The sequence below is a fragment of the Clostridium paraputrificum genome, assembly GCF_900447045.1.
In the GTDB taxonomy this organism is placed as follows: Bacteria; Bacillota; Clostridia; order Clostridiales; family Clostridiaceae; genus Clostridium; species Clostridium paraputrificum.
Genome location: NZ_UAWH01000014.1, coordinates 865,074 through 884,929, shown reverse-complemented (window position 1 = coordinate 884,929; position 19,856 = coordinate 865,074). Strand labels below are relative to the sequence as shown.

At 28.9% G+C, this 19,856-nt stretch carries 21 protein-coding genes; 8 read left to right on the top strand and 13 right to left on the bottom strand.

The window, feature by feature from the left end:
• Positions 1 to 114: 114 nt before the first annotated feature.
• The gene (locus DR024_RS09160; RefSeq protein ID WP_242983099.1) at positions 115 to 1,812 is read right to left on the bottom strand and encodes a cell shape-determining protein; all 1,698 of its coding nucleotides are present in this window, start codon (positions 1,810 to 1,812) and stop codon (positions 115 to 117) included.
• 224 nt (positions 1,813 to 2,036) lie between these two features.
• On the opposite strand from DR024_RS09160, the gene DR024_RS09155 reads away from it, so the two are divergent.
• Together DR024_RS09155 and DR024_RS09150 are read left to right on the top strand one after the other, a co-directional pair.
• On the top strand, positions 2,037 to 2,768 hold the full coding sequence (locus tag DR024_RS09155) for an AzlC family ABC transporter permease (RefSeq protein WP_051196075.1): 732 nt from the start codon (positions 2,037 to 2,039) through the stop codon (positions 2,766 to 2,768).
• A 1-nt stretch (position 2,769) separates the two neighbouring features.
• Positions 2,770 to 3,099, top strand: a complete 330-nt coding sequence (locus DR024_RS09150; protein WP_055253624.1) for an AzlD domain-containing protein — start codon at positions 2,770 to 2,772, stop codon at positions 3,097 to 3,099.
• A 22-nt stretch (positions 3,100 to 3,121) separates the two neighbouring features.
• On the opposite strand, the gene DR024_RS09145 is transcribed toward DR024_RS09150, so the two are convergent.
• Both DR024_RS09145 and DR024_RS09140 read right to left on the bottom strand, forming a co-directional pair.
• On the bottom strand, positions 3,122 to 4,420 hold the full coding sequence (locus DR024_RS09145; RefSeq protein WP_055253622.1) for a homoserine dehydrogenase: 1,299 nt from the start codon (positions 4,418 to 4,420) through the stop codon (positions 3,122 to 3,124).
• 88 nt (positions 4,421 to 4,508) lie between these two features.
• Positions 4,509 to 5,609 (bottom strand): AI-2E family transporter, encoded by a 1,101-nt coding sequence (locus tag DR024_RS09140; protein ID WP_055253621.1) that lies wholly within the window; start codon positions 5,607 to 5,609, stop codon positions 4,509 to 4,511.
• Positions 5,610 to 5,761: 152 nt separating this feature from the next.
• Here DR024_RS09140 and zupT point away from each other — a divergent pair, with 152 nt between their 5' ends.
• The gene (zupT, locus tag DR024_RS09135; RefSeq protein WP_027099675.1) at positions 5,762 to 6,523 is read left to right on the top strand and encodes a zinc transporter ZupT; all 762 of its coding nucleotides are present in this window, start codon (positions 5,762 to 5,764) and stop codon (positions 6,521 to 6,523) included.
• Between the two features lie 60 nt (positions 6,524 to 6,583).
• On the opposite strand, the gene DR024_RS09130 is transcribed toward zupT, so the two are convergent.
• Positions 6,584 to 7,462 (bottom strand): IS1/IS1595 family N-terminal zinc-binding domain-containing protein, encoded by an 879-nt coding sequence (locus tag DR024_RS09130; RefSeq protein WP_111918584.1) that lies wholly within the window; start codon positions 7,460 to 7,462, stop codon positions 6,584 to 6,586.
• Positions 7,463 to 7,638: 176 nt separating this feature from the next.
• Between DR024_RS09130 and DR024_RS17700 the strand changes: the two genes are divergently transcribed.
• Both DR024_RS17700 and DR024_RS09125 read left to right on the top strand, forming a co-directional pair.
• On the top strand, positions 7,639 to 7,815 hold the full coding sequence (locus DR024_RS17700; protein ID WP_155849330.1) for a hypothetical protein: 177 nt from the start codon (positions 7,639 to 7,641) through the stop codon (positions 7,813 to 7,815).
• A 12-nt stretch (positions 7,816 to 7,827) separates the two neighbouring features.
• On the top strand, positions 7,828 to 8,091 hold the full coding sequence (locus DR024_RS09125; protein ID WP_027099673.1) for a spore coat protein: 264 nt from the start codon (positions 7,828 to 7,830) through the stop codon (positions 8,089 to 8,091).
• A gap of 73 nt (positions 8,092 to 8,164) precedes the next feature.
• On the opposite strand, the gene DR024_RS09120 is transcribed toward DR024_RS09125, so the two are convergent.
• The gene (locus DR024_RS09120) at positions 8,165 to 9,922 is read right to left on the bottom strand and encodes an SUV3 family DEAD/DEAH box RNA helicase (RefSeq protein ID WP_111918582.1); all 1,758 of its coding nucleotides are present in this window, start codon (positions 9,920 to 9,922) and stop codon (positions 8,165 to 8,167) included.
• A 189-nt stretch (positions 9,923 to 10,111) separates the two neighbouring features.
• Positions 10,112 to 12,361 carry a LamG-like jellyroll fold domain-containing protein gene (locus DR024_RS09115; protein WP_051196074.1) on the bottom strand — a complete coding sequence of 750 codons (2,250 nt, stop codon included), beginning with the start codon at positions 12,359 to 12,361 and terminating at the stop codon, positions 10,112 to 10,114.
• A 320-nt stretch (positions 12,362 to 12,681) separates the two neighbouring features.
• Between DR024_RS09115 and DR024_RS09110 the strand changes: the two genes are divergently transcribed.
• From DR024_RS09110 to DR024_RS09100, 3 genes are read left to right on the top strand one after another with little or no spacing between them, the layout of a single operon-like run.
• Positions 12,682 to 13,593, top strand: a complete 912-nt coding sequence (locus DR024_RS09110; protein WP_051196073.1) for a patatin-like phospholipase family protein — start codon at positions 12,682 to 12,684, stop codon at positions 13,591 to 13,593.
• A 9-nt stretch (positions 13,594 to 13,602) separates the two neighbouring features.
• A complete protein-coding gene (locus DR024_RS09105) occupies positions 13,603 to 14,469 on the top strand; it encodes a DUF5685 family protein (protein ID WP_027099671.1) in 867 nt (288 codons plus the stop codon).
• Between the two features lie 45 nt (positions 14,470 to 14,514).
• The gene (locus tag DR024_RS09100) at positions 14,515 to 15,036 is read left to right on the top strand and encodes a J domain-containing protein (RefSeq protein WP_111918580.1); all 522 of its coding nucleotides are present in this window, start codon (positions 14,515 to 14,517) and stop codon (positions 15,034 to 15,036) included.
• A 27-nt stretch (positions 15,037 to 15,063) separates the two neighbouring features.
• Here DR024_RS09100 and DR024_RS09095 read toward each other — a convergent pair whose 3' ends face one another.
• The 7 genes from DR024_RS09095 to DR024_RS09065 form a co-directional block, all read right to left on the bottom strand.
• Positions 15,064 to 15,402, bottom strand: coding sequence for a hypothetical protein (locus tag DR024_RS09095; RefSeq protein ID WP_027099669.1), 339 nt, complete (start codon positions 15,400 to 15,402; stop codon positions 15,064 to 15,066).
• A 93-nt stretch (positions 15,403 to 15,495) separates the two neighbouring features.
• Positions 15,496 to 16,092 carry a nucleotidyltransferase family protein gene (locus DR024_RS09090; protein WP_034867039.1) on the bottom strand — a complete coding sequence of 199 codons (597 nt, stop codon included), beginning with the start codon at positions 16,090 to 16,092 and terminating at the stop codon, positions 15,496 to 15,498.
• Positions 16,086 to 16,811, bottom strand: a complete 726-nt coding sequence (locus DR024_RS09085; protein ID WP_278244172.1) for an ABC transporter ATP-binding protein — start codon at positions 16,809 to 16,811, stop codon at positions 16,086 to 16,088. Before DR024_RS09085 ends, DR024_RS09090 begins: the two co-directional genes overlap by 7 nt.
• 56 nt (positions 16,812 to 16,867) lie before the next feature.
• Positions 16,868 to 17,854: a FecCD family ABC transporter permease gene (locus DR024_RS09080; protein ID WP_055183580.1), complete on the bottom strand. Its 987-nt coding sequence runs from the start codon at positions 17,852 to 17,854 to the stop codon at positions 16,868 to 16,870.
• Positions 17,851 to 18,876: an ABC transporter substrate-binding protein gene (locus DR024_RS09075; RefSeq protein WP_099327760.1), complete on the bottom strand. Its 1,026-nt coding sequence runs from the start codon at positions 18,874 to 18,876 to the stop codon at positions 17,851 to 17,853. The genes DR024_RS09080 and DR024_RS09075 overlap by 4 nt, the downstream gene beginning before the upstream one ends.
• Positions 18,877 to 18,884: 8 nt before the next feature.
• Positions 18,885 to 19,424, bottom strand: a complete 540-nt coding sequence (locus DR024_RS09070; RefSeq protein ID WP_034867035.1) for a nucleoside-triphosphatase — start codon at positions 19,422 to 19,424, stop codon at positions 18,885 to 18,887.
• 45 nt (positions 19,425 to 19,469) lie between these two features.
• A complete protein-coding gene (locus tag DR024_RS09065; RefSeq protein ID WP_027099663.1) occupies positions 19,470 to 19,853 on the bottom strand; it encodes a RidA family protein in 384 nt (127 codons plus the stop codon).
• Positions 19,854 to 19,856: the final 3 nt, after the last annotated feature.

The following is a 19,856-nucleotide window of genomic DNA, read 5'->3' as shown; positions in this document are numbered from 1 at the left end:
TTACAATTATATCTTATTGTAAAAAAAAGATAAATATATATTATTTAGTAAGAAAAAGCATATTGATATGTATCCAAAAAAAGAGGAGATATTGCTATCTCCTCTTTTTACCCATTATTCTACTGGCATAGTAGTTATATTCGTAAATCCATTTACTATTATATATTTACTTGCACCTACATTTATATACTTTATTTCCACCTTATCTCCAACTTTAGTTAAAGCTATCTCTCTTGAAGTTTCTGTTGATACTGAATAAATTTTATCACTATCTTTTAACTTAATATCATAGATACTAGATCCATCTTTAACTACAAGACCAATTCTCTCAACTTCGCCTTGAATAACTTCTTCTTTGTTAGAACCCTCTAGTGAAATATTTGTATTTGTTAATCCCTCTAAATATTTATTTAATGTAGATTGAAGATTATCACCAACTCCTACTGTATTGTAGTTCTTAACATTAACCATTGCATATTGCTTAACTAATCCATTAGAATCTTTTAATGTTGTAAAGTAAGTTGGTTCCCCTTGAATATTAATTAAATATGGGAATGTAGCTTTATATCCATATTGTTGAACCTTACCTTCTGCAGATCTAATAGCAGCTTCTTCAGTTGCTCCAGCTGTCTTATACATTGTAGTTTTACCAGTTCTTGTATTTGTTAATGTAAATCCAACTAATCCTTCATCGTTACCCACAGATGTTATTCCTGTATAATAGAAACATTCATCTTTATTAAATATTAAGTTCATTCCTGTAGTTGTTTTTAACTTATCTTTATCATTAAAGTTAAATACACCATGAACTAATTCTCCCCACTTATTAATATAGTTATTAATAAATTTTGAAGGTTGAATTCTATCTATCCATTTAGGCATATTATCTATATCATATATTTCAGATTCTCCTGTTTGAGCATCAATAACTAACGCCCCAATAGCCTTTGCTTCTGTAATACCAATAGCATTGTCATATCTAGTAACAACCCAGTATGGTCTTCCATTATCATCTAATTCAAAAGTAAAGTCCGTATGAGCTGATTTCATATCTCTTAAAAAAGCTGCTCTATGAAGATCACTTAAAAGATATGATGATTCTAAATATTTAATTTTTAAAGGCTTTCCATCTAATTCTGTAACCAATTGAACATCATTTTGATTAGTTGCACTTACTTTTATATAACCACTTGTACCTTCTCTATTAGTAAGCCACTTAATTAGTGAAGAATGCTCAAGTGGAGCTACATAGTAAAGTTGTCCACCAATACTTTGTAAATGTAATTCTCCAATTGTCACCTGACTTCCAAGAGAAGGAATTTCTCCAAGTTTTTTATCTGCAAGCTTTGCAGCAAGTTGTGTATCTATTGTTGGTAACTGCTTCAAATCAATATGTTCAATTTCATTAGAAAATTCAATTTCATCAACAGTTCCTACTAAATCTCTATGTGCCTTATAATTTAATATAGGGCTACATAGGAATAAAACTACTCCGTATAATATTGCTACTACTATCCCAATTATAGGTAACTTTTTCATAGAATGAGTTAATCCATATAATACTGAAACTACTACGAAAGGTGCAACTATATAAAATGCACTTAAAGATACATCCAATATTAAATCAGATGCTAAAAACTTTGATATAGCAATTGCTATATAAGCTAATGCTAACCACTTTAAAAAGCCTACAAAGGACCCCTTCTTTTTAGGACCTCCACCATTATTAAATCCTTTAAATTGTTTCCCAAAATGAGAAAAAATTTGTCCAAAAATATCTCCGTTAAAATTTTTAAAATTACCTTGTTCCATCATTGCCTCCATAATTTACACTATTACTATCTTTTGTTGTGATAATTATAGCATAATAAGTTATGTAATACCACATATTTTATAATTTTTTTTTATTTCATAAGCTCTATCTCTATCATTTATGACTCTAATAATTATCTCTGCAATCATAAATAGAATTATATTATACTACAAAATACATATGGTATAATTTTACTTAAGGAATTTTTAAGGGGGGCTTTTAAATGATTGAAACAATACATAATAAAAAGGAAGAAAATAAACTATCTAGAGATGATGTAATATATGGAGTAAAAATGGCTATCCCTATATGTATCGGGTATATACCTCTTGGAATAGCTTCAGGAATTCTATCTCAAAAAGCAGGATTGTCTCCAATAGAAATTGGATTCCTTTCTTTATTCGTATTTGCAGGAAGTGGACAATTTATAACATCATCAATGCTTATAGCTCATTCTTCAATGTTTTCTATAATACTTACAACTTTTATAGTTAACTTAAGACATATATTAATGAGCTCAACTCTCTCTCAATACTTTAGTAAATGTAACAAAAAGTTTTTATTATTTTTTTCTCATGAAATAACAGATGAAACTTTTGCTATTAATTTAATAAAATTTAAAGAAGGTAGATGGAATACACGTAGAGCCACTATACTTAATATAGTTTCTCATTCTACATGGATATTATCTAATATATTAGGTGGGGTTACAGGTTCAATATTCAATTTTAATGATACCATAATTAACTTTGTTCTAACCTCTATGTTTATATGTCTTTTGTGTCTTCAACTTAAGGGAGGAATATACATTTTATGTGCTGTTATTTCTGGATTTACAGCTGTTAATCTTTCTTTGATTATGAACAACAATTTATATGTAATTATAGCTACCTTGCTATCAGCAACCCTTTGTTACTTTGTAGAAAAATTCATTAAAATCAGAAAGGGTGTTTAAGATGAAAGTTAATACAATTAATGTTATCTTACTTATACTAGGAATATCTGTATTTACCTATATTCCACGTAGCTTACCTATGGTATATCTTTCAGGAAAAGAACTTCCAAATTGGCTTATCGAATGGATGAAGTTTATTCCTGCAGGAATTTTTGCTGCTTTAATATGCCCAGGAATTTTCACTGATAATGGTAGTTTAAACTTAAGCTTTTCTAACATAGAACTTATGGCATCTATTATTGTTTTATTAATTTCACTTAAGAAAAAGTCTTTAGGACTTTCAATTGTAGTAGGAGTCATTACAATAACTATTCTAATGACAATAATATAAAAGGAGCTCAAAAGAGCTCCTTTTAATTAAAATCTTCTATTCTTATCATATTATTAATTTCTTTTACAGCATCAATATCTTTAACTTCATTAATTGCACCTTGTAACTGTTTTTCCTCAGTATAATGAGTTACTAAAACTAATCCTACTTCTTCTTCATTTTTAATTCTTCCTCTTTGAATTACAGAACGTAAACTTACTCCATGCCTACCAAATATGGCTGTAATTTCACCAAGTACACCTGGTCTGTCTGTTACTGTTGTTCTAATGTAATACCTACTAGTTATATCATTAATTTCCCCAATTTCTTTATGCCATAAGTTATTTTTTTCTACTGGAAGTCTATTTTCAGTATCCACATCACTTCTTAAAATTGATACTATATCTGCTACAACAGCACTTCCTGTAGGTAAATCTCCAGCACCTCTTCCATAGAACATTAAATCATCTACTGCATTTCCTTTAATAAACACTGCATTAAAGGAATCATGTACATTTGCTAAAGGATGAGTAGCTGGTATCATTGTTGGATGTACCCTTAACTGAAGTTTTCCATCTGTTTCTTTTGCTATGGCTAATAACTTAATTACCAATCCAAAATCCTTAGCATATCTAATATCCTTTGAAGTTATTTTAGTAATTCCTTCTCTATAAACATCATCTATCTTAACTTTAGTTCCAAAAGCTAAAGAAGATAAAATTGCAAGCTTATATTGGGCATCAAAACCTTCAATATCAGATGTAGGATCTGCTTCTGCATATCCCTTTTCTTGTGCTTCTTTTAATACATTCTCAAAGTCACTACCTTCAAGTTCCATCTTACTTAAAATGAAGTTTGTTGTACCATTAATTATTCCATATAGTTTTTCAATCTTATTTGCTGTTAAACTTTCATTTATAGCTTGAATTATAGGTATACCACCTGCTACACTTGCTTCATAATTAAGCATAACCTCTTCTTCATCTGCTTTTTTAAATAATTCATCACCATATGTAGCTAAAAGCATTTTATTAGCTGTAACTATATGCTTCTTTTTATTTAATGACTTTAAGATATACTCCCTAGCTGGCTCTATGCCTCCCATTACTTCAACTATTATCTTAATAGAATCATCATTTAAAATTTCATCAAAGTTAGTTGTTATTAACTCTTCTGGGACCTTAACTGCTCTAGCTTTACTAGGATCTCTTACAAGGATTTTTGCAACTTCAACTTGGCATCCTGAACGCTTCATGATTTCTTCACCATTCATTTGTAGAATATTCCATACCCCACGCCCAACATTACCTAAGCCAAGCAATGCTATTTTTACTTTTTTCAATTGGATTCCCCCTTTTTAATGTATTTTTAATCCCCAATTTTACATGTTTAAATCCATTATATTATTAATCTGGTAAAAATTCTATACCTTATGGTGTTTTATTAGGGGTTATTATATCATATAAAATAAATGCTCCTAAGAAATAAAACATTCCTACAAACCCTACCGGGGTTATTATTAAGAATAATGCAATTATTATTACTAATGGATTTAACCCTAAGAATGTAGACATTAATTGTTGCTGTAAGAACTGTCTTATTACAACACATCCAATATACCCTAAAATAATAATTAGTGTTCCCTTATAGTTTTGCCCTAACAAAGCTGTTATTCCAACAATTCCATAAACCAAACCTGCACCAAATATAGGAAGTGCATCTAATACTCCTGTAATAATTGCTATTACTACTGCATACTTTATTCCTGCAAATTTGTATATTACAGATGTGTAAATTATTACTGCTATCATAATAAGTGCAAAGGCCTTCAGATAACCACCAAATATTTCATTTTTCTTTTTTCTTAAACTTCTAATTAACTCAATTCCCTTTTCAGAAAAGGCCCCTTTTAACTTTACTTGTATTACATCTATATCTTTAGTAAAGAAGAAAGTTGCTATAATCGTTATTATCACCATTACAAATGCAGCTGGAATTGATACTAATATATTTAATAAGTTTTGAACAAATGTAGCTGCAAGTGATGTCCCAATAGATATTAGTTTAGGTATTAACTCATTTATCTTTTCTAAAATTCCTGAATCTATGTCATTAGCATTCTTTAAAAGATTATTTATTTCTAAAGAAACTGTACTCATTATATTATTTAATGTATTTTTATCTGTTATGTATGTATAAAAGTTATTTAATTGCTCAGCTATTTTAAACCCTATTATAAATAGTAAAAAAGCTGCTACTGCAACAATGGTTATTGTTAAAACCATTGAAACAAATCCATCTGTAAGCTTAAACTTTTTTAATCTTTTATTTATGCATAGAATTCTATTTTTTATTGGTCTTAAACTCATTGCAATAAGAAGTGCTATTACAAATGGAATTGCATATTTTAATCCCATTGCAAGCAGTATAAAAAGCACAGTGTATATTAGTAGAAACTTAGATATTCTTTTGCAACTATTTATTAACTCTGGTGAAAAATACTGAGTGATGCTATCCAAAAAGTTCTTCATTTTCCTTTCCTTTCTTATGTTCTTCTTTATTTTATAAAGCATTATAGTTTAATTTTTCTAAATTTACAATAGCATTATATTAAAGTTGGAATTTTTATAGATATTTCAAATAAATTTAATAAGGTAGATAAGAAATTTTTAGGAGTTGTATTATGTTTGATAGTCAATCAATGATTTCATTATTATTATCATTACTAGCAGGATTATCTACTGTTATAGGTGCATTTATAGTTTTCTTTTCAAAATCTTCAAATAAGAAGCTAATCACCTTTGCTCTTGCTTTTTCTGCTGGGGTTATGATAACAATATCTTTTACAGATTTATATCCTTCGGCTCAGGAAACCTTAGTTAAGCAGGAAGGGCACTTAATGGGAGTACTGTTATCCTTATTATTTATGATTATAGGAGTTCTTATAGCATTCTTAATAGACCACTTCATTCCTGAAGGAGATAAAAAAGGTGGTGACCTTTATAGAGTAGGCTTTGTTTCTATGATTGCAATTATGCTACATAATTTCCCTGAAGGTATCGCAACCTTTGTATCAGGTTATCAAAGCACTACTTTGGGTATCTACATTGCAATGGCAATAGCCCTTCATAATATTCCTGAAGGAATTTCTATTGCTATGCCAATATATTATTCTACAAATAGTAAAAGTAAAGCTTTTAAGTATACCTTTATTTCAGGAATTGCTGAACCTGTAGGTGCTTTTTTAGCCTTCTTATTCTTAAAACCATTTATTAATGAAATAATTTTAGCTGTTATATTTGCACTAGTTGCTGGAATTATGCTTTATATAGCATTCCAAGAACTTATTCCAGAGGCCAGAGCCTATGGCTATAATAAACTATATATTTTTTCATTAATATTAGGAATTTGTATTATACCAATAAGTCATATATTCCTTACATGATGATACTTTAGGCTGTATAAAATATCCTATAAATCTTTTTAAGTTAATTGTTGTTACTTTTTATACGGCCTTTAGATTTTTTATTTCATTTTCTTTTATATAAGAGTCATAAATATTCAATGAATATATAAGATCCAGAGATGATATTTCAAAAGTTATTACAAAAATATTTACTAAATATAAGTAATGTACTAAATACTTTGTTGCTACACCTCTATAACCTTTCAAAAAGTTTTTAAAGGTTTTATTATAGTTTTTCAATACTTCTGATAGCTCTATATTTATCCTACTTTTATCACTTCCATTATGCTTCTTAGCTATTACATCTAGGTACCTATCTAAATATGCATTAATATAGGCATCCTTATCAATTTTCTCATAAAATAATTTATTAAAATTTTCAATGTTCCATATACCAATAGATATTGGCCTAGATATTATATTTTCTCCTGAATCCATTGCTATAACATTCCAAACATTTTTCCTTTCCTTATTCCTTATTTGCCTTTCACCTTTAAAATTCTCTTTAATTAATATCTTTGATATATGTATATTATTTTCTAATTTTTCAGCTTCTTTAACTTTTGCTAATGAAAATAATATTTTATGTCTCCAATAAAATGCTGTTGGCAAACTTATCCCAAGCTCTTTAGAGCACTCATCTAGCGTTTTTCTTTTCAACATGAGTTCAATATATTTTACCCAAGTTTCTGAATTTTTCTTAGAATAATAAAAGGATGTGTTTGTTTTATTAGAAAAAGTTTTCCCACATTCTTTACATCTATATCTCTGTACATTTTTATAGTATCCAAACTTTATTATATTTTCAGACCTACAATGTGGACATTCTGTAATCCTTATACTTCGATATAAATCTATATCAAAAATTTTATTTAAGTGGATCTCTAAATTTCTTAAGTTTAAATCATATTTTATCATTCTATATCACCCACTCTAATTCTTAACAACTTTTACAATTTATAACCTTAACAACATTTATCTTTAAAAGAAGTTCATAGCTAAATTTTATGTATAAACTCCAAATACTTTAGAATAAATAAATCCTCTCAGGGGAAAATAATTTCGTATCAATCAACATAAGGAGGATTTTTTAAATGACTCAAAAAGAATTACTTTATCTTGAAGATTTACTGGGTGCCGAAGACCAAGCTAATAAAATATGTTCTGATTTTGCCCAAAAAGCTCAAGATCAACAATTTAAAGATCACTTTACCGCATTAGCTGCTTACCATAAGCAAAATATAGCAAAATTATATGCAATGCTAAAATAGGAGGTATCATTAATGAATGGGTTAACTGATAAAGAGCTTATTACTGAAGTTCTTACAACAGAAAAAAACTTAGCTAATCTATACAATACAGCTGTAGAAGAATCATCTACAGAACCATTACATACAGATTTAAATAGCCAATTAAATCAAGCATTAACAAAACAAAATGAAACTTTTAAATTAATGCAGCAAAAAGGCTTATATCAATTAGAACAAGTTCAACAACCTGCAATTGATAAGGTTAAGAATAAATTTGCTCAAGCTGCAGGACAATAATAGTATTAACCTCTAAATTATTACTTTTACCAAAAAAGAGGTATGCATCATCCTCTCGCATACCTCTTTTTTCTTATATTCTAACCAATATTTCATTAATTTCTTCACTAATTTTAAGTCTTTCATCATAAATCCATTGAACATCAAACTCTAAGTTAAATCCCTTACAGAAAGAATAATACATATTTATTTTCTGATAATAAATCTCTAGCTCATCTAATGTTCCACCTAAAATAGTTGGTCTCGATATAACATCATTTTCAGCTACAAATAATTCATCAACGTAAAATAAGAATTGTTCCATCAGTTCATCTGAGGTTACATCAAAAGGTACCTTTAAAAGACTCCACTCTATTGTTTCCCTAAGTCTATATTTCTTAAGTCTATCTAAAACAATAATATAATCACTAATATCCATTTTTCTATAATAAGGTAGAGCCTCTTTTCTTGTACTCCATAATGCTAACTTTTCAATTAAAGGTAATGTCTTTATTCTTAAAATTGCATCTGAAGGACCTATTACTGCTTCAGTAATAATTTTGTCTTCCCTAATAAGTTTATCCTTAATAACTTCAGCATTATTACCAACTGAAACCACATAACCAACATCATAAATGCCCTGACGTCCTGCCCTACCTGCTATCTGCTTAACTTCTTGGGATGTTAAAAATCTAACTTCTTCTCCATCAAACTTTTTAACAGATAAAAATATTATTCTTCTAATTGGAAGATTAACTCCCATTCCTATAGCATCTGTTGTAATTAATATCTTTGTTTCCTTATTTACAAATTGCTCGTACTGCTTCCTTCTAACCTCAGGTGGTAAATCGCCATATATTAAACTAGCCTTTATTCCCTTTGATGAATACTCTTCAGCTAATTCTAAAACTCTCTTTTTTGAAAATACTACAATGGCATCTCCCTCTTCTACCTCATTATAATTAAAAGCCTTATCTTGAACCTCAAGAGGTATTCTTCTTTTATACTCTATAATTTCATATGGATCTCCACAATCATTTATGATCTCTTCTAAAATTTCTCTAGAATTTGATGCACCACAGACATGAATTTCCTTAGCTCTCACACCAAGAAGTGCCCTACTCCATGCTGCTCCTCTTTGAGAATCATCAATCATTTGGATTTCATCAATTACTGCCACATCATATTGTCTTTTTAAATCAAGCTTTTCAATAGTACAAGACACATGAGTAGCCCCCTCTGTTATTAACTCTTCCTCTCCTGTTTGAAGGTCGCATAACGCTCCCTCATTATTTAGCCTTTCATAATTCTCAAGAGCAAGAATTCTAAGAGGTGATAAATATACACCTTTATCACATTTCTTAAGCCTTTGAATGGCATTATAAGTTTTACCTGTATTAGTGTCCCCAAGATGAATTACAAATTTTCTTCTCATTCCACGTGCTTCTCTATATTCATCCTTAGGATTCCTAGGGAAGTTTTCTTCAAATTCTTCTGAAACCATCTTTGGAATATGCTGTTTAGTTAAAACAGTCATTATACCTGAGTTCAAAAGACTATTATAGTTTCCTCTCACAACTTGATAATAATCAAAATCACAATTGTTTTTATTATTATAGTTTTCTAGTATTTTTTTAGCTATGTATTCTAATAATTCTTCATATCTTTCTAATAAATCCTTATACTCTTTAAACCCTTCATTCTTCATTCCCATAAGAAGAAGTATTTTCTTTCTAACTGTAGATTCATGTTCCATTAATGCTCCACCCTTTGAATGATGAGCTATTTCTTCTATTTGATTAATTTGACTTTTTAGCTTTTTAAATTCTCTTTGAGATGCATTCTTCTTCATGCCTTGCCTCCTACTTTTTAACCTATTACATAATTATACAATACTTCCTCTACTATTTTAATTTATATCCTATATATTTATATTTTTAAAGCCTAATACCTACCTTTTTATTTTTCTCCCTAATATGTTTACCAAAAAAATACCGCATATTCGTTGAATAATACGGTATTTTAATAGTTAATTTTATTTTTAATTTACTCTAATATTATCTCTTCTTTTCCCATACTTTATAACTCCACCCAAAGCAGCTAGTAATGAAAGTAAAGTATATAACACTGAACTTGAATCACCTGTTTTAGGTAAGTTATTATTAGAATTATTTCCAAAACTATTATCTTGACTGCCATTTGGTTTATTATTTTCTTGGCTACCACCTGGCTTATTACTCTCTTCATCATTAGAAGGCTTATCTTCTATTATCTTAAGATTATCTATTGCATTTTGTAATGTTTTTACAGTATCTAAAACTATATTATAGTTTATATTTTTATCTATTAATATAGCTTTAGCTTTATATACAACTTCCTCTAAAGCATTGAAACTTTCATAAGTATATTTATCTTTATTCAAGGATTCTGCTTTTTCCACTAATGATTTTAATTCTTCTAAGCTTTTATTTATTAAGTCTGATTTCTCCATTCCAGCAAATCTTTCTGTAAAGTTAATATTAAGCTCACTATAATTTCCATCACCAGTTAAATAATTTACATCAAAGAAAGTTCTTTCATCTTCACTTAAAGTTGCTGCGTATGGCGAAAAAGTTGAAAGATAAATCTTATTTGTATTTTCATCAAACTCTGCAAATTTAAATAAAGCATTTCCACCATTATATGCAAATTGATAATCAGCTAATACATTAAATACTTCATTACCAAAGTCATTAATTAAAATTTCATCCCCTGACCCATGACTATGTCCACCAATCATCATAAATACCTGATTGTACTTCTTTACTACATTCCAAACTTCTTTTCCTTTTTCACTTAACTTAATATCACTAGGCGCAGTATCTGAACAGTTTTGTAAATCATGGCTTGTAACAATGGTAGGTATATTAGTATTTGATAAAACCTCTTCAACCCATGATAAATCAGTATCAAAACTATGATAATCAATGGACAAAGTCATATATTTATAAGAGCCACCATCATTCACCATATAACTACTACGTCCTGAAGGGGATGTTCTAACAACATAATCTTTAGTTAACTTACCATATTCACTGTCCCCACCAAAATACTTATCAAAATATTCTGGCCAATCATGATTACCTGGTTGCATAAGTAAATTAATACCAGCTGATGGTAACTTATTAAATAATAGAGCATTATTCCATTGCTCTTCATTATTACCATTTTCAACTATATCACCCAAATTAGCTACAGATATAATATTAGCTTTATTTTTATTTTCAATTATCCAATCCATTGCAGTATCCATAACATTCTTTCTAAATTTAATAGTATTTTGAGTGTCTGGTAAAAATACCATATTATAATTACTTTCACCATTTAAAGAGAACTCATCATTATTTCCATACTCACCAACATACTCTTCTGGATTAGTAACTAGCCACTGTGATTTATCTAAAGCCCCCTCAGATATTCTAATTTCTTGATAATTCCCCCTAGCAAACTTATCTAAAAGTTGATTTTCCTCTTTCCACCAACTAGATCCAACTCTAAAACGCCCATCATTAGGATCTGCATATAAACCAACCATATCACCACTAACATAATCTCTAAATGCTTCTGCTCCATTTACAAAAGTACGAATAGTTTTATTATCATTAACTATTGCAATATGGTACCAAACGCCACCCTTGTCCATAGATACAGACCATGATGCTGAATCCATTTTATGACTGTCATCTTTATTAGCTGATAAAAATTGAATTTCCTTACAGTTAGAAACTGCAACATTCATGGTTCCAAGTTCAGGCTCATCCATACTTTTAGAATCACCTTGTCTAGATAAAAGAGACATCCAACTATCTGAAACTGTCCAATCACTAGGTAACTTATAAACCAATTCTATTGTATACCCATTTTCAAACTCTTCTTTATTGATAGGTGCATTATCTACAGTAATAAAGTCTGCACCAATTTTATTAACACTATCTCCATTAATAACTACGCTTCCTTTAGCACTTTCATACATCTTATCATCAGAAAAACTTATGTATTTACTATAATCATCTACATTACCATAGGTGTTTATTCTTAAGTTATTTCCATTTCCACTTACATCTTTTAAAACTAAATTATTATCGGCAATACTTCCACTTTCAATATTACTTGAATCAAATTTCCACTCTGCAATTACATTTACTCTTTCCTTTACATAAGCAGAAACAACACTTGTGCCAGATACTACATTTGTTATTGTAATTCCGGCAAGAAGTAGAGTACTTAAAACTCTTTTTTTAACATTTTTCATCTCATTCTCCTCCTCACAATATATAGTGATTTTCTTTTGGAATCAATTAACATTCTACATTATTTTGTATCTATTGGTGTTAATGACCAGTTAGATTGTTGTTAAATAATAACTAAAAATATAACTACAAAACCTAATAGGAAAGCTTAATGAAATCTCTATATTGAATAATATCAATTAAAAACAGGCTCTTAACTTATTTATTTTAATTACTCTATAAATAGTTTGTTTTAAAAAGAAAAATAAATTTCAACTACCAATAACCATATTACTAGTATTAACATAGATTAATCTTAGAATGATTATATAGGAGGTGTGGATTGTCCACTTTCAGAATTATCTCCTTTGATGGTGGTGGTATAAAAGGAGCTTTATCTACTAGAATACTGAAAAGACTTTACTTGGATAATCCTAATCTTTTAAAAAAAACAAATCTTTTTGCAGGAACATCTACTGGAGCCTTAATAGCCCTATCCTTAGCCTATGGATTTAACGGTAAGGAAATAGATGATATATATTGCTACAAGAATATAAAAAACATATTTTCTCCAAAAAGATTTAACTTGCTTCATCCAAGATATAAGGATAAAAGCTTGAAAAACTTCATAGAATCCACCATATCAAAAGAAGCTACTTTAAATGACCTCCAAAAATATGTATTTATTCCTGCCTTTCATTTAAAAGGAGTAAATCAAGATCACTGGCAGGGAGTATTCTTTAATAATTTAACAAAAAATATTACTTCAAATGAAAGGTTAGTAGATGTAGCTCTAGCTAGTTCAGCGGCTCCAACTTACTTTCCTTCTCATAAAAATTATATAGATGGAGGTGTTTTAACTAATTCACCTGCTATTGCATCTTTAATAACTGTACTACACAACATGAAAGGAAAATATACCCTAGATGATTTTAAGGTATTATCAATTGGAACTGGAATAACTCCTAAAAAAATCAGTTCTAACACAAAAAATTGGGGAGTTCTTCAATGGGCAATAAAACCTTTTTCAAAGGTTAAACTACCTTTAATTTCAGTTCTACTAAATGATGATGCTGCATTGGAGGATTTATATTGTAGTGAATTGCTTGGAGATAACTATCTTAGAATAAACCCAATTTTGCTAGAAGATATAGAGATAGATGACTATACTAAAGTACCTTTATTAAAACTAACAGCTGATAACTATAACTATGAGAAGGCTAATAAATTTATAAGAGAACAATTTCTAGAATGAGGGGGAGAAATGTTTGGTTATATCACACCTTTAATGAGTGAACTTAAATTGAAAGACTACGAAAAGTTTAGAAGTTATTATTGTGGCATGTGCTATTCTATAAAAAATAAATTTGGAAACATACCCAGACTTGGGTTAAACTATGACGCTACATTTTTTGCAGTATTAATTGATGGACTAAATTCTGAATATACAAAATCCTTCAAAACAAAATGTCTTAAACATCCATTAGAAAACAGAGAATGTATTGAAACAAATAGTGCTTTAGACTATGCCACAGATTTAAATATGGCTTTAATATACTACAAACTTCTAGATGACTATTTAGATAATAATAGCTTAAAAAGTCTAGCATTAGTAAAATCACTTACTCCTTATTACAAAAAACTATCTAATAATAATTTAGATACTATCATTAAAGATAATCTAAATAAGCTTCACTCCTTAGAGCATAGTGGAAATTTTAGTTCTCTTGATGAAATTTGTCATCCCTTTAGTCATATAGTTGGGGAGGTGCTTAAGGAATGTCCTTTTAAGCTAAAAGATGATGGAAAGGAGGCAAGAAATAACTTATATCTATTTGGCTATTACTTTGGAAAATGGATATATTTAATTGATGCTTTTGACGATTTAAAAGAAGATATGGAAGGAGGTAAGTTTAATCCTATTTCTAAAGTTTACAATAAAAAGAAGCATTCTTATGAAGAACTCTTAGATATAGTTAGTGAAAAGGTAGATTTAATATTAATGACATTAGCTTCTAGCTGTAGTGAAAAACTAAAGGACTTACCTTTAATTAAAAATAAGGAAATAATCGAAAACGTCATTAATTTAGGATTAATGGATAAATATAATCATATTTTATTAAAGCTATGAGTATATTTATATCAAAGCAATAGAATGCAAGGAGTATATAAATTTATGGATCCTTATAAAGTACTTGGTGTATTACCTCACTCTTCTGAGGGTGAAGTAAATCAAGCTTATCAAAAAATAGTACAAACTTATAATACTGATGACCTTCAAGACGATTCCATTAAAACATTCTATACTGAAAAGCTTAATGAAGCAAATGAAGCTTATAGAATAATCTCTCATAACATCGCCTGCGAAGAAGTACGTGAAATGATAGAAGATGATGACTTCGTTGCTGCTGAAGCAAGACTTAATTTAGTTTCTGATATCTCATCTGCAGAATGGAATTACTTAAAAGGTGTATTGTTACTTAAGAAAGGATGGGTTGAATCTGGTGTTAACCATATAAAAAAGGCTGCAACTCTTAATCCTTATAATAACGAATATGTTTCTGCTATGAATACACTTAATCAAAAAGTTAGTTCATATAAACAAAACTTTTCAAATGCTAAAGCCGGTGGCGGTGGAGGCGGAAATCTTTGTGGTGCTAACAACAACTCTGGTGGAGGCAAAGGCGGACTATGCTAAAAGGTGGAAGGATAAACCTTCCACTTTTTATTTTTCTTCCTTATAAATATCCTCTACTAAATTATTTAAATTTGGATGATTTTGAATTTCCTCTTCTATAATTCTATCTAAAACATTGTTTTTCTGTATTAAGCTTCTTAGTGAAGATGATACAATAACACTTTCCTCTAGTTCTTCCTTGGCTTGAACTATTATTTCTTCCTTAGAACTATCCTTTTTTTGCTCCTTTAAAGCTTCTTTAAAACTCTTATTTTTTCCTTCATCTCTATATCCATCATCCCTTATCTTTGACGGTCTTTTTCCTCCATATACCTTTTTTACCTCATACTTATTTACAATCTTATTAATATCAGTAGTTCTCCACATAATAGGCTTCCCCCCTTCCTATTCTTATTTATATTATCGTCCTTGCTTGTTATATATTTACAATTCAAAAAAAGAAGACTTTAAAAAGTCTTCTTAAATTAAAGTATTTATTTTATTTAAATCTTCTTTTGTATCTATATCTAAAACTTCAAGCTCATTTTTAATTTCATATTCTAAAACATTATCTAAATCATTTAATATTATACTTTTTCCTCCCATATCCCCATTAAGTTCTAAAAGTTCTTTAAAATATTTCTTTGGAAAAATATTAGGATTCCTTAGTTTGCCACAATACTTAGAACTTATTATTCTATCAGGATTTTCTTTAAATATTTCTATTAAATCCTTCATAGTTTTATATGAAATATATGGTTGATCACATACTAAAAACATTACCCCATCACAATTCCTACACTCTTTTAATCCAAGCTTTATTGAATAAGATATACCTTTGTTTGACATACAATTTCTAATAATTTTAATATCTTTATCCTTTAACATTTCTTTAAGCTCATTATATTGTGTAACTAAAATTATTTCCTTAAAACCAACCTCAAAACTCTTTTCTATGATATGCATTGCTAGGGGCTTTTCATTATAAATCGATAATAATTTATTTCCATTAAATCTACTACTATTTCCAGCAGCTAGAATAATGGCATTAATATTTATACATGAATTTTTTAACATACTACCATTGGTCCTACCTTTGTATATATTAATTCCAATTCTCTGTTATATACCCTTTTCACACATTCAACAAATTTTATTTCATAGCCCTCTTTTGTACAATCTATAGTTTCCACTACACTTTTATCGCTTAATATTACAATTTTATCTCCATATCTTAAAGCCAAATTAATATCATGAACAGTTACAAGGGCTATTAAATTATTATCTTTAATAAATTTATCTATAAATGAGAAAAAATCATGTTGCCTTACATAATCTAAAAATGTATTAGGTTCATCTAAAAGAAGGATTTTACACTCTTGCATAAGTATTCTTCCTAGATAAACCATTCTTCTTTCTCCACCACTTAACTCTCCAATACACTTATTCTTTAAATGACAAATATTTAATTTCTTTAGAATATCATCAACCATCTTATAATGTTCTTCTGAAGGCATGTCAAAAATCCCCAAGTAAGGCGTTATCCCCATTAAAATAACATCTTCTACCCTATAGTTTTGATTTGTGTGTATATATTGAGGTATATATGATATTAATTTTCCTCTTTCCTTATAACTCCATTTTAAAAACTCATTATTATCATATTTTATTTTTCCATTTTTATATTTTACTAATCCAGAAATAGTTTTCAAAAGAGTTGTCTTTCCTGCTCCATTAAGACCTAATAGTATAGTTGTCTCTCCTGGCTTCAACTTGATGTTTATATTTTTTAAAATTTCTTTTTCATCGTAATTAACACTTAAATTTTCAATTACTAATTTTTTAGATGTATCTATACTAACCCCTTCTTTCTACATAGTAGATATACTAAAAATGGAGCACCTACTAATGAAGTTAATATGCTTATAGGAATTTCTGTTGTTGATATTGTTCTTGCAATTGTATCTGCTATTATCATCAATATTCCTCCCATTAATAATGTTGTTGGCATTATCTTTGAAATATCATCTTTAGAATAAGACTTAACTATATGTGGTGCTAAAATACCAATCCAACTTACAACCCCTGCAACTGAAACAACAGCTGAAACTAATAATGTTGCTGCTAATATAGCAACTATTCTAATTGCATTTACATTAACGCCTAATAATTTTGCTTGAGTGTCTCCCATGGTTAAAACTTTAAGCTGCCATCTAACTAAAAATAGTACTAATGATGATATTAATGTTAGTATGAATACTATAACTACCTTAGACCATGAACTATTATAAAAACCTCCCATAAGCCAAAAATCAATTGCTGGAAGCTCTTTATATGGATCTGCAAAATACTTAAATATCATTATAAAAGCTGAAGCTATAGCTCCTGTTACTATACCCGAAATAACCAAGGCCAAAACCTTATTGCTTTTCATATTTTTAGAAAGGAGCATTGAAAAAATCACTGCTCCTATTCCAAAAACGAATGACATAACTTGTAATAATATTGTTGATGAAGAAAATAATACTATAGCTACAACTGCACCTAAAGAACATCCTGAAGTAACTCCTAATACATCAGGTGAAATTAATGGATTTTGAAATATACTTTGAAATACCATTCCTGATAATGCTAAGGCTCCACCACCAATTACAACAAGCAGTACTCTAGGAATTCTAATATTCATTAATAAATTAAAATCCTGAGAGCTTGCATCCATATTAAACAAGGTTTTAATAACTTCTTTAAACTCTATATTATATCTCCCTATACTTAATGATACTAATATTAGAATTAAAAGAACTATTCCATGTAATAATATAGACTTCTTTAATTTCATAGGCCAAGTTCCTCTTCACTTACTTCTATATCATAAAATTCTTTATAAAAATCTTTTGCATCCTTTATATAGTCTTCCTTAGAATATAAATCTGGATGTAGATTATTTTCAAGCCATAAAATTCCTAACATAGATGATGGAGTTGGATAATCCCATGCTTCTAAAGTTGATGGGAACACATAAATCTTATTATTCTTTATAGCATTTATTCCTTTAAGTCTTTCATCTTTTAAAATGTCATCTTTTGAATAACTTGCATATCCAACCATATAGATTACATCAGGATTCTTTTTAACTAATTCTTCAACAGAAATAGTTGTCCAATATCCATCTGTAAGCTCTTTTGTAACATTTTCTCCACCGCATACTTCGAACATATAGTTTTGATACATCTTAGATGTACATGTTTTTAAAACACTATCACTACCTGCTAAATATACATTTTGTTTTTCTGTAAGGTTCTTATTTAATTCTTTAACCTTAGATATTGTATCATCATAATAGTTTACAAGCTTATTAGCCTTTTCTTCCTTTCCTACTGCCTTACCAATTAATTTAACTGTTTCTTTAAACTGATCCAATGTCTCAGGTTCTATAGCTATTACTGGAATATTTAATTCTTCAAACTTAGGTATGAACTCCTTTAATCTAGTAGGAATAATAACTAAATCTGGATTTAAATTAGCACACTCTTCTATATTAATTTCTTTTGAAGTACCTACTGCTGGCAAATCTATTAATTCTTTCGCTACCTTCTTATACATTTCCCTGGTTTTTGCTTTAGCTTCTATTCCAACTAACTTATCCTGTACTCCCAAATTAATTAAAAGAGATGTTGAAATATAATAACTAGAGATTATTTTTTCAGGTGTACCATCTAATTCAACTTCCCTACCTAATTGGTCTACAACTGTTACTTTATTATCTTTAGATTCCACATTATTTGAACCACAGCCAACAACAAATGTGCTCATCAATATTCCTAGAATAAATAGGCTAATAATTTTCTTAAATTTCTTCATAATTTACCTCACCCTTTTAACAATAATTTTATAATGTCTAATATCTTTTTATTGACTTCATTTATTTCATAATTTGTTAAGTTATCTATGTCAAAAACTACAGTATCTTCACGTTTAATTATATCTATTAGAAATTCATTTTCAGCTTTTTGTAATACTCCTAAAACAACCTTTTCACTATCTAATGCCTCCACTATTCTCTTCTTAAATGTATATGCATTAGATTCTAACCTTCCTATTTCATCTAAAAGAATAAGTTTTGTATTACTAAACTCAATACTTTTTTCTAATATAGACACACCTACAACCTCAAAACTTTCAATGATTGGAATGCATTTTTCTTCTCCAATCTTAATGGAAATCGGGCTATTATTACCAACACAATCTACATATCCATTTAAGTAAAACCCTCTAGCTTCATTATTTATGTAATACGGTAAAGTCCTATATCCAGAATAATTTATATCTAACTCATTAAGAATATTATTTATCATGGTACTTTTACCACTTCTCTTTTTACCAGTTAAAAATATATTTTTAGTTTCCATATCTTTTATAAGTCAGCGAAGTAATCTTCGCTGACTATTCCTTTTCTACTTATTGATAACTGCAACAACTTCAATTTCTATTGGTGCATCCATTGGTAGCTTTGCAACTTGGAAACAGCTTCTAGCTGGTGGATTCTCTTCAAAAAATTCTCCATATACTTCATTTACTGAAGCAAAGTCATTTAAATCCTTTAAAAATACAGTAGTCTTAGTAACATTTTCTAGAGCTGATCCACTCTCTTCTAGTATAGCTCTAACATTTTCTATACTTTGCTTTGTTGCTTCTTTAATATCTTTAGGTATTTCCTTAGTTTCAGGATTAATTGGTAATTGACCTGATGTAAATATTAAATCTCCAACCTTAACTCCTTGTGAATATGGTCCAATAGCTGCTGGCGCATTTACTGTATTAATTATTTCTTTATTCATTTT

Bases quoted from the DNA above. Each gene is read 5' to 3' on its own strand.
- DR024_RS09120 (WP_111918582.1), bottom strand. From the start codon at position 9,922: ATGAAGAAGAATGCATCTCAAAGAGAATTTAAAAAGCTAAAAAGTCAA.
- DR024_RS09100 (WP_111918580.1), top strand. From the start codon at position 14,515: ATGGATCCTTATAAAGTACTTGGTGTATTACCTCACTCTTCTGAGGGT.
- DR024_RS09065 (WP_027099663.1), bottom strand. From the start codon at position 19,853: ATGAATAAAGAAATAATTAATACAGTAAATGCGCCAGCAGCTATTGGA.
- DR024_RS09160 (WP_242983099.1), bottom strand. From the start codon at position 1,812: ATGGAACAAGGTAATTTTAAAAATTTTAACGGAGATATTTTTGGACAA.
- DR024_RS09140 (WP_055253621.1), bottom strand. From the start codon at position 5,609: ATGAAGAACTTTTTGGATAGCATCACTCAGTATTTTTCACCAGAGTTA.
- DR024_RS09095 (WP_027099669.1), bottom strand. From the start codon at position 15,402: ATGTGGAGAACTACTGATATTAATAAGATTGTAAATAAGTATGAGGTA.
- DR024_RS09150 (WP_055253624.1), top strand. From the start codon at position 2,770: ATGAAAGTTAATACAATTAATGTTATCTTACTTATACTAGGAATATCT.
- DR024_RS09070 (WP_034867035.1), bottom strand. From the start codon at position 19,424: ATGGAAACTAAAAATATATTTTTAACTGGTAAAAAGAGAAGTGGTAAA.
- zupT (WP_027099675.1), top strand. From the start codon at position 5,762: ATGTTTGATAGTCAATCAATGATTTCATTATTATTATCATTACTAGCA.
- DR024_RS09075 (WP_099327760.1), bottom strand. From the start codon at position 18,876: ATGAAGAAATTTAAGAAAATTATTAGCCTATTTATTCTAGGAATATTG.
- DR024_RS09105 (WP_027099671.1), top strand. From the start codon at position 13,603: ATGTTTGGTTATATCACACCTTTAATGAGTGAACTTAAATTGAAAGAC.
- DR024_RS09080 (WP_055183580.1), bottom strand. From the start codon at position 17,854: ATGAAATTAAAGAAGTCTATATTATTACATGGAATAGTTCTTTTAATT.
- DR024_RS17700 (WP_155849330.1), top strand. From the start codon at position 7,639: ATGACTCAAAAAGAATTACTTTATCTTGAAGATTTACTGGGTGCCGAA.
- DR024_RS09130 (WP_111918584.1), bottom strand. From the start codon at position 7,462: ATGATAAAATATGATTTAAACTTAAGAAATTTAGAGATCCACTTAAAT.
- DR024_RS09125 (WP_027099673.1), top strand. From the start codon at position 7,828: ATGAATGGGTTAACTGATAAAGAGCTTATTACTGAAGTTCTTACAACA.
- DR024_RS09090 (WP_034867039.1), bottom strand. From the start codon at position 16,092: ATGTTAAAAAATTCATGTATAAATATTAATGCCATTATTCTAGCTGCT.
- DR024_RS09155 (WP_051196075.1), top strand. From the start codon at position 2,037: ATGATTGAAACAATACATAATAAAAAGGAAGAAAATAAACTATCTAGA.
- DR024_RS09115 (WP_051196074.1), bottom strand. From the start codon at position 12,361: ATGAAAAATGTTAAAAAAAGAGTTTTAAGTACTCTACTTCTTGCCGGA.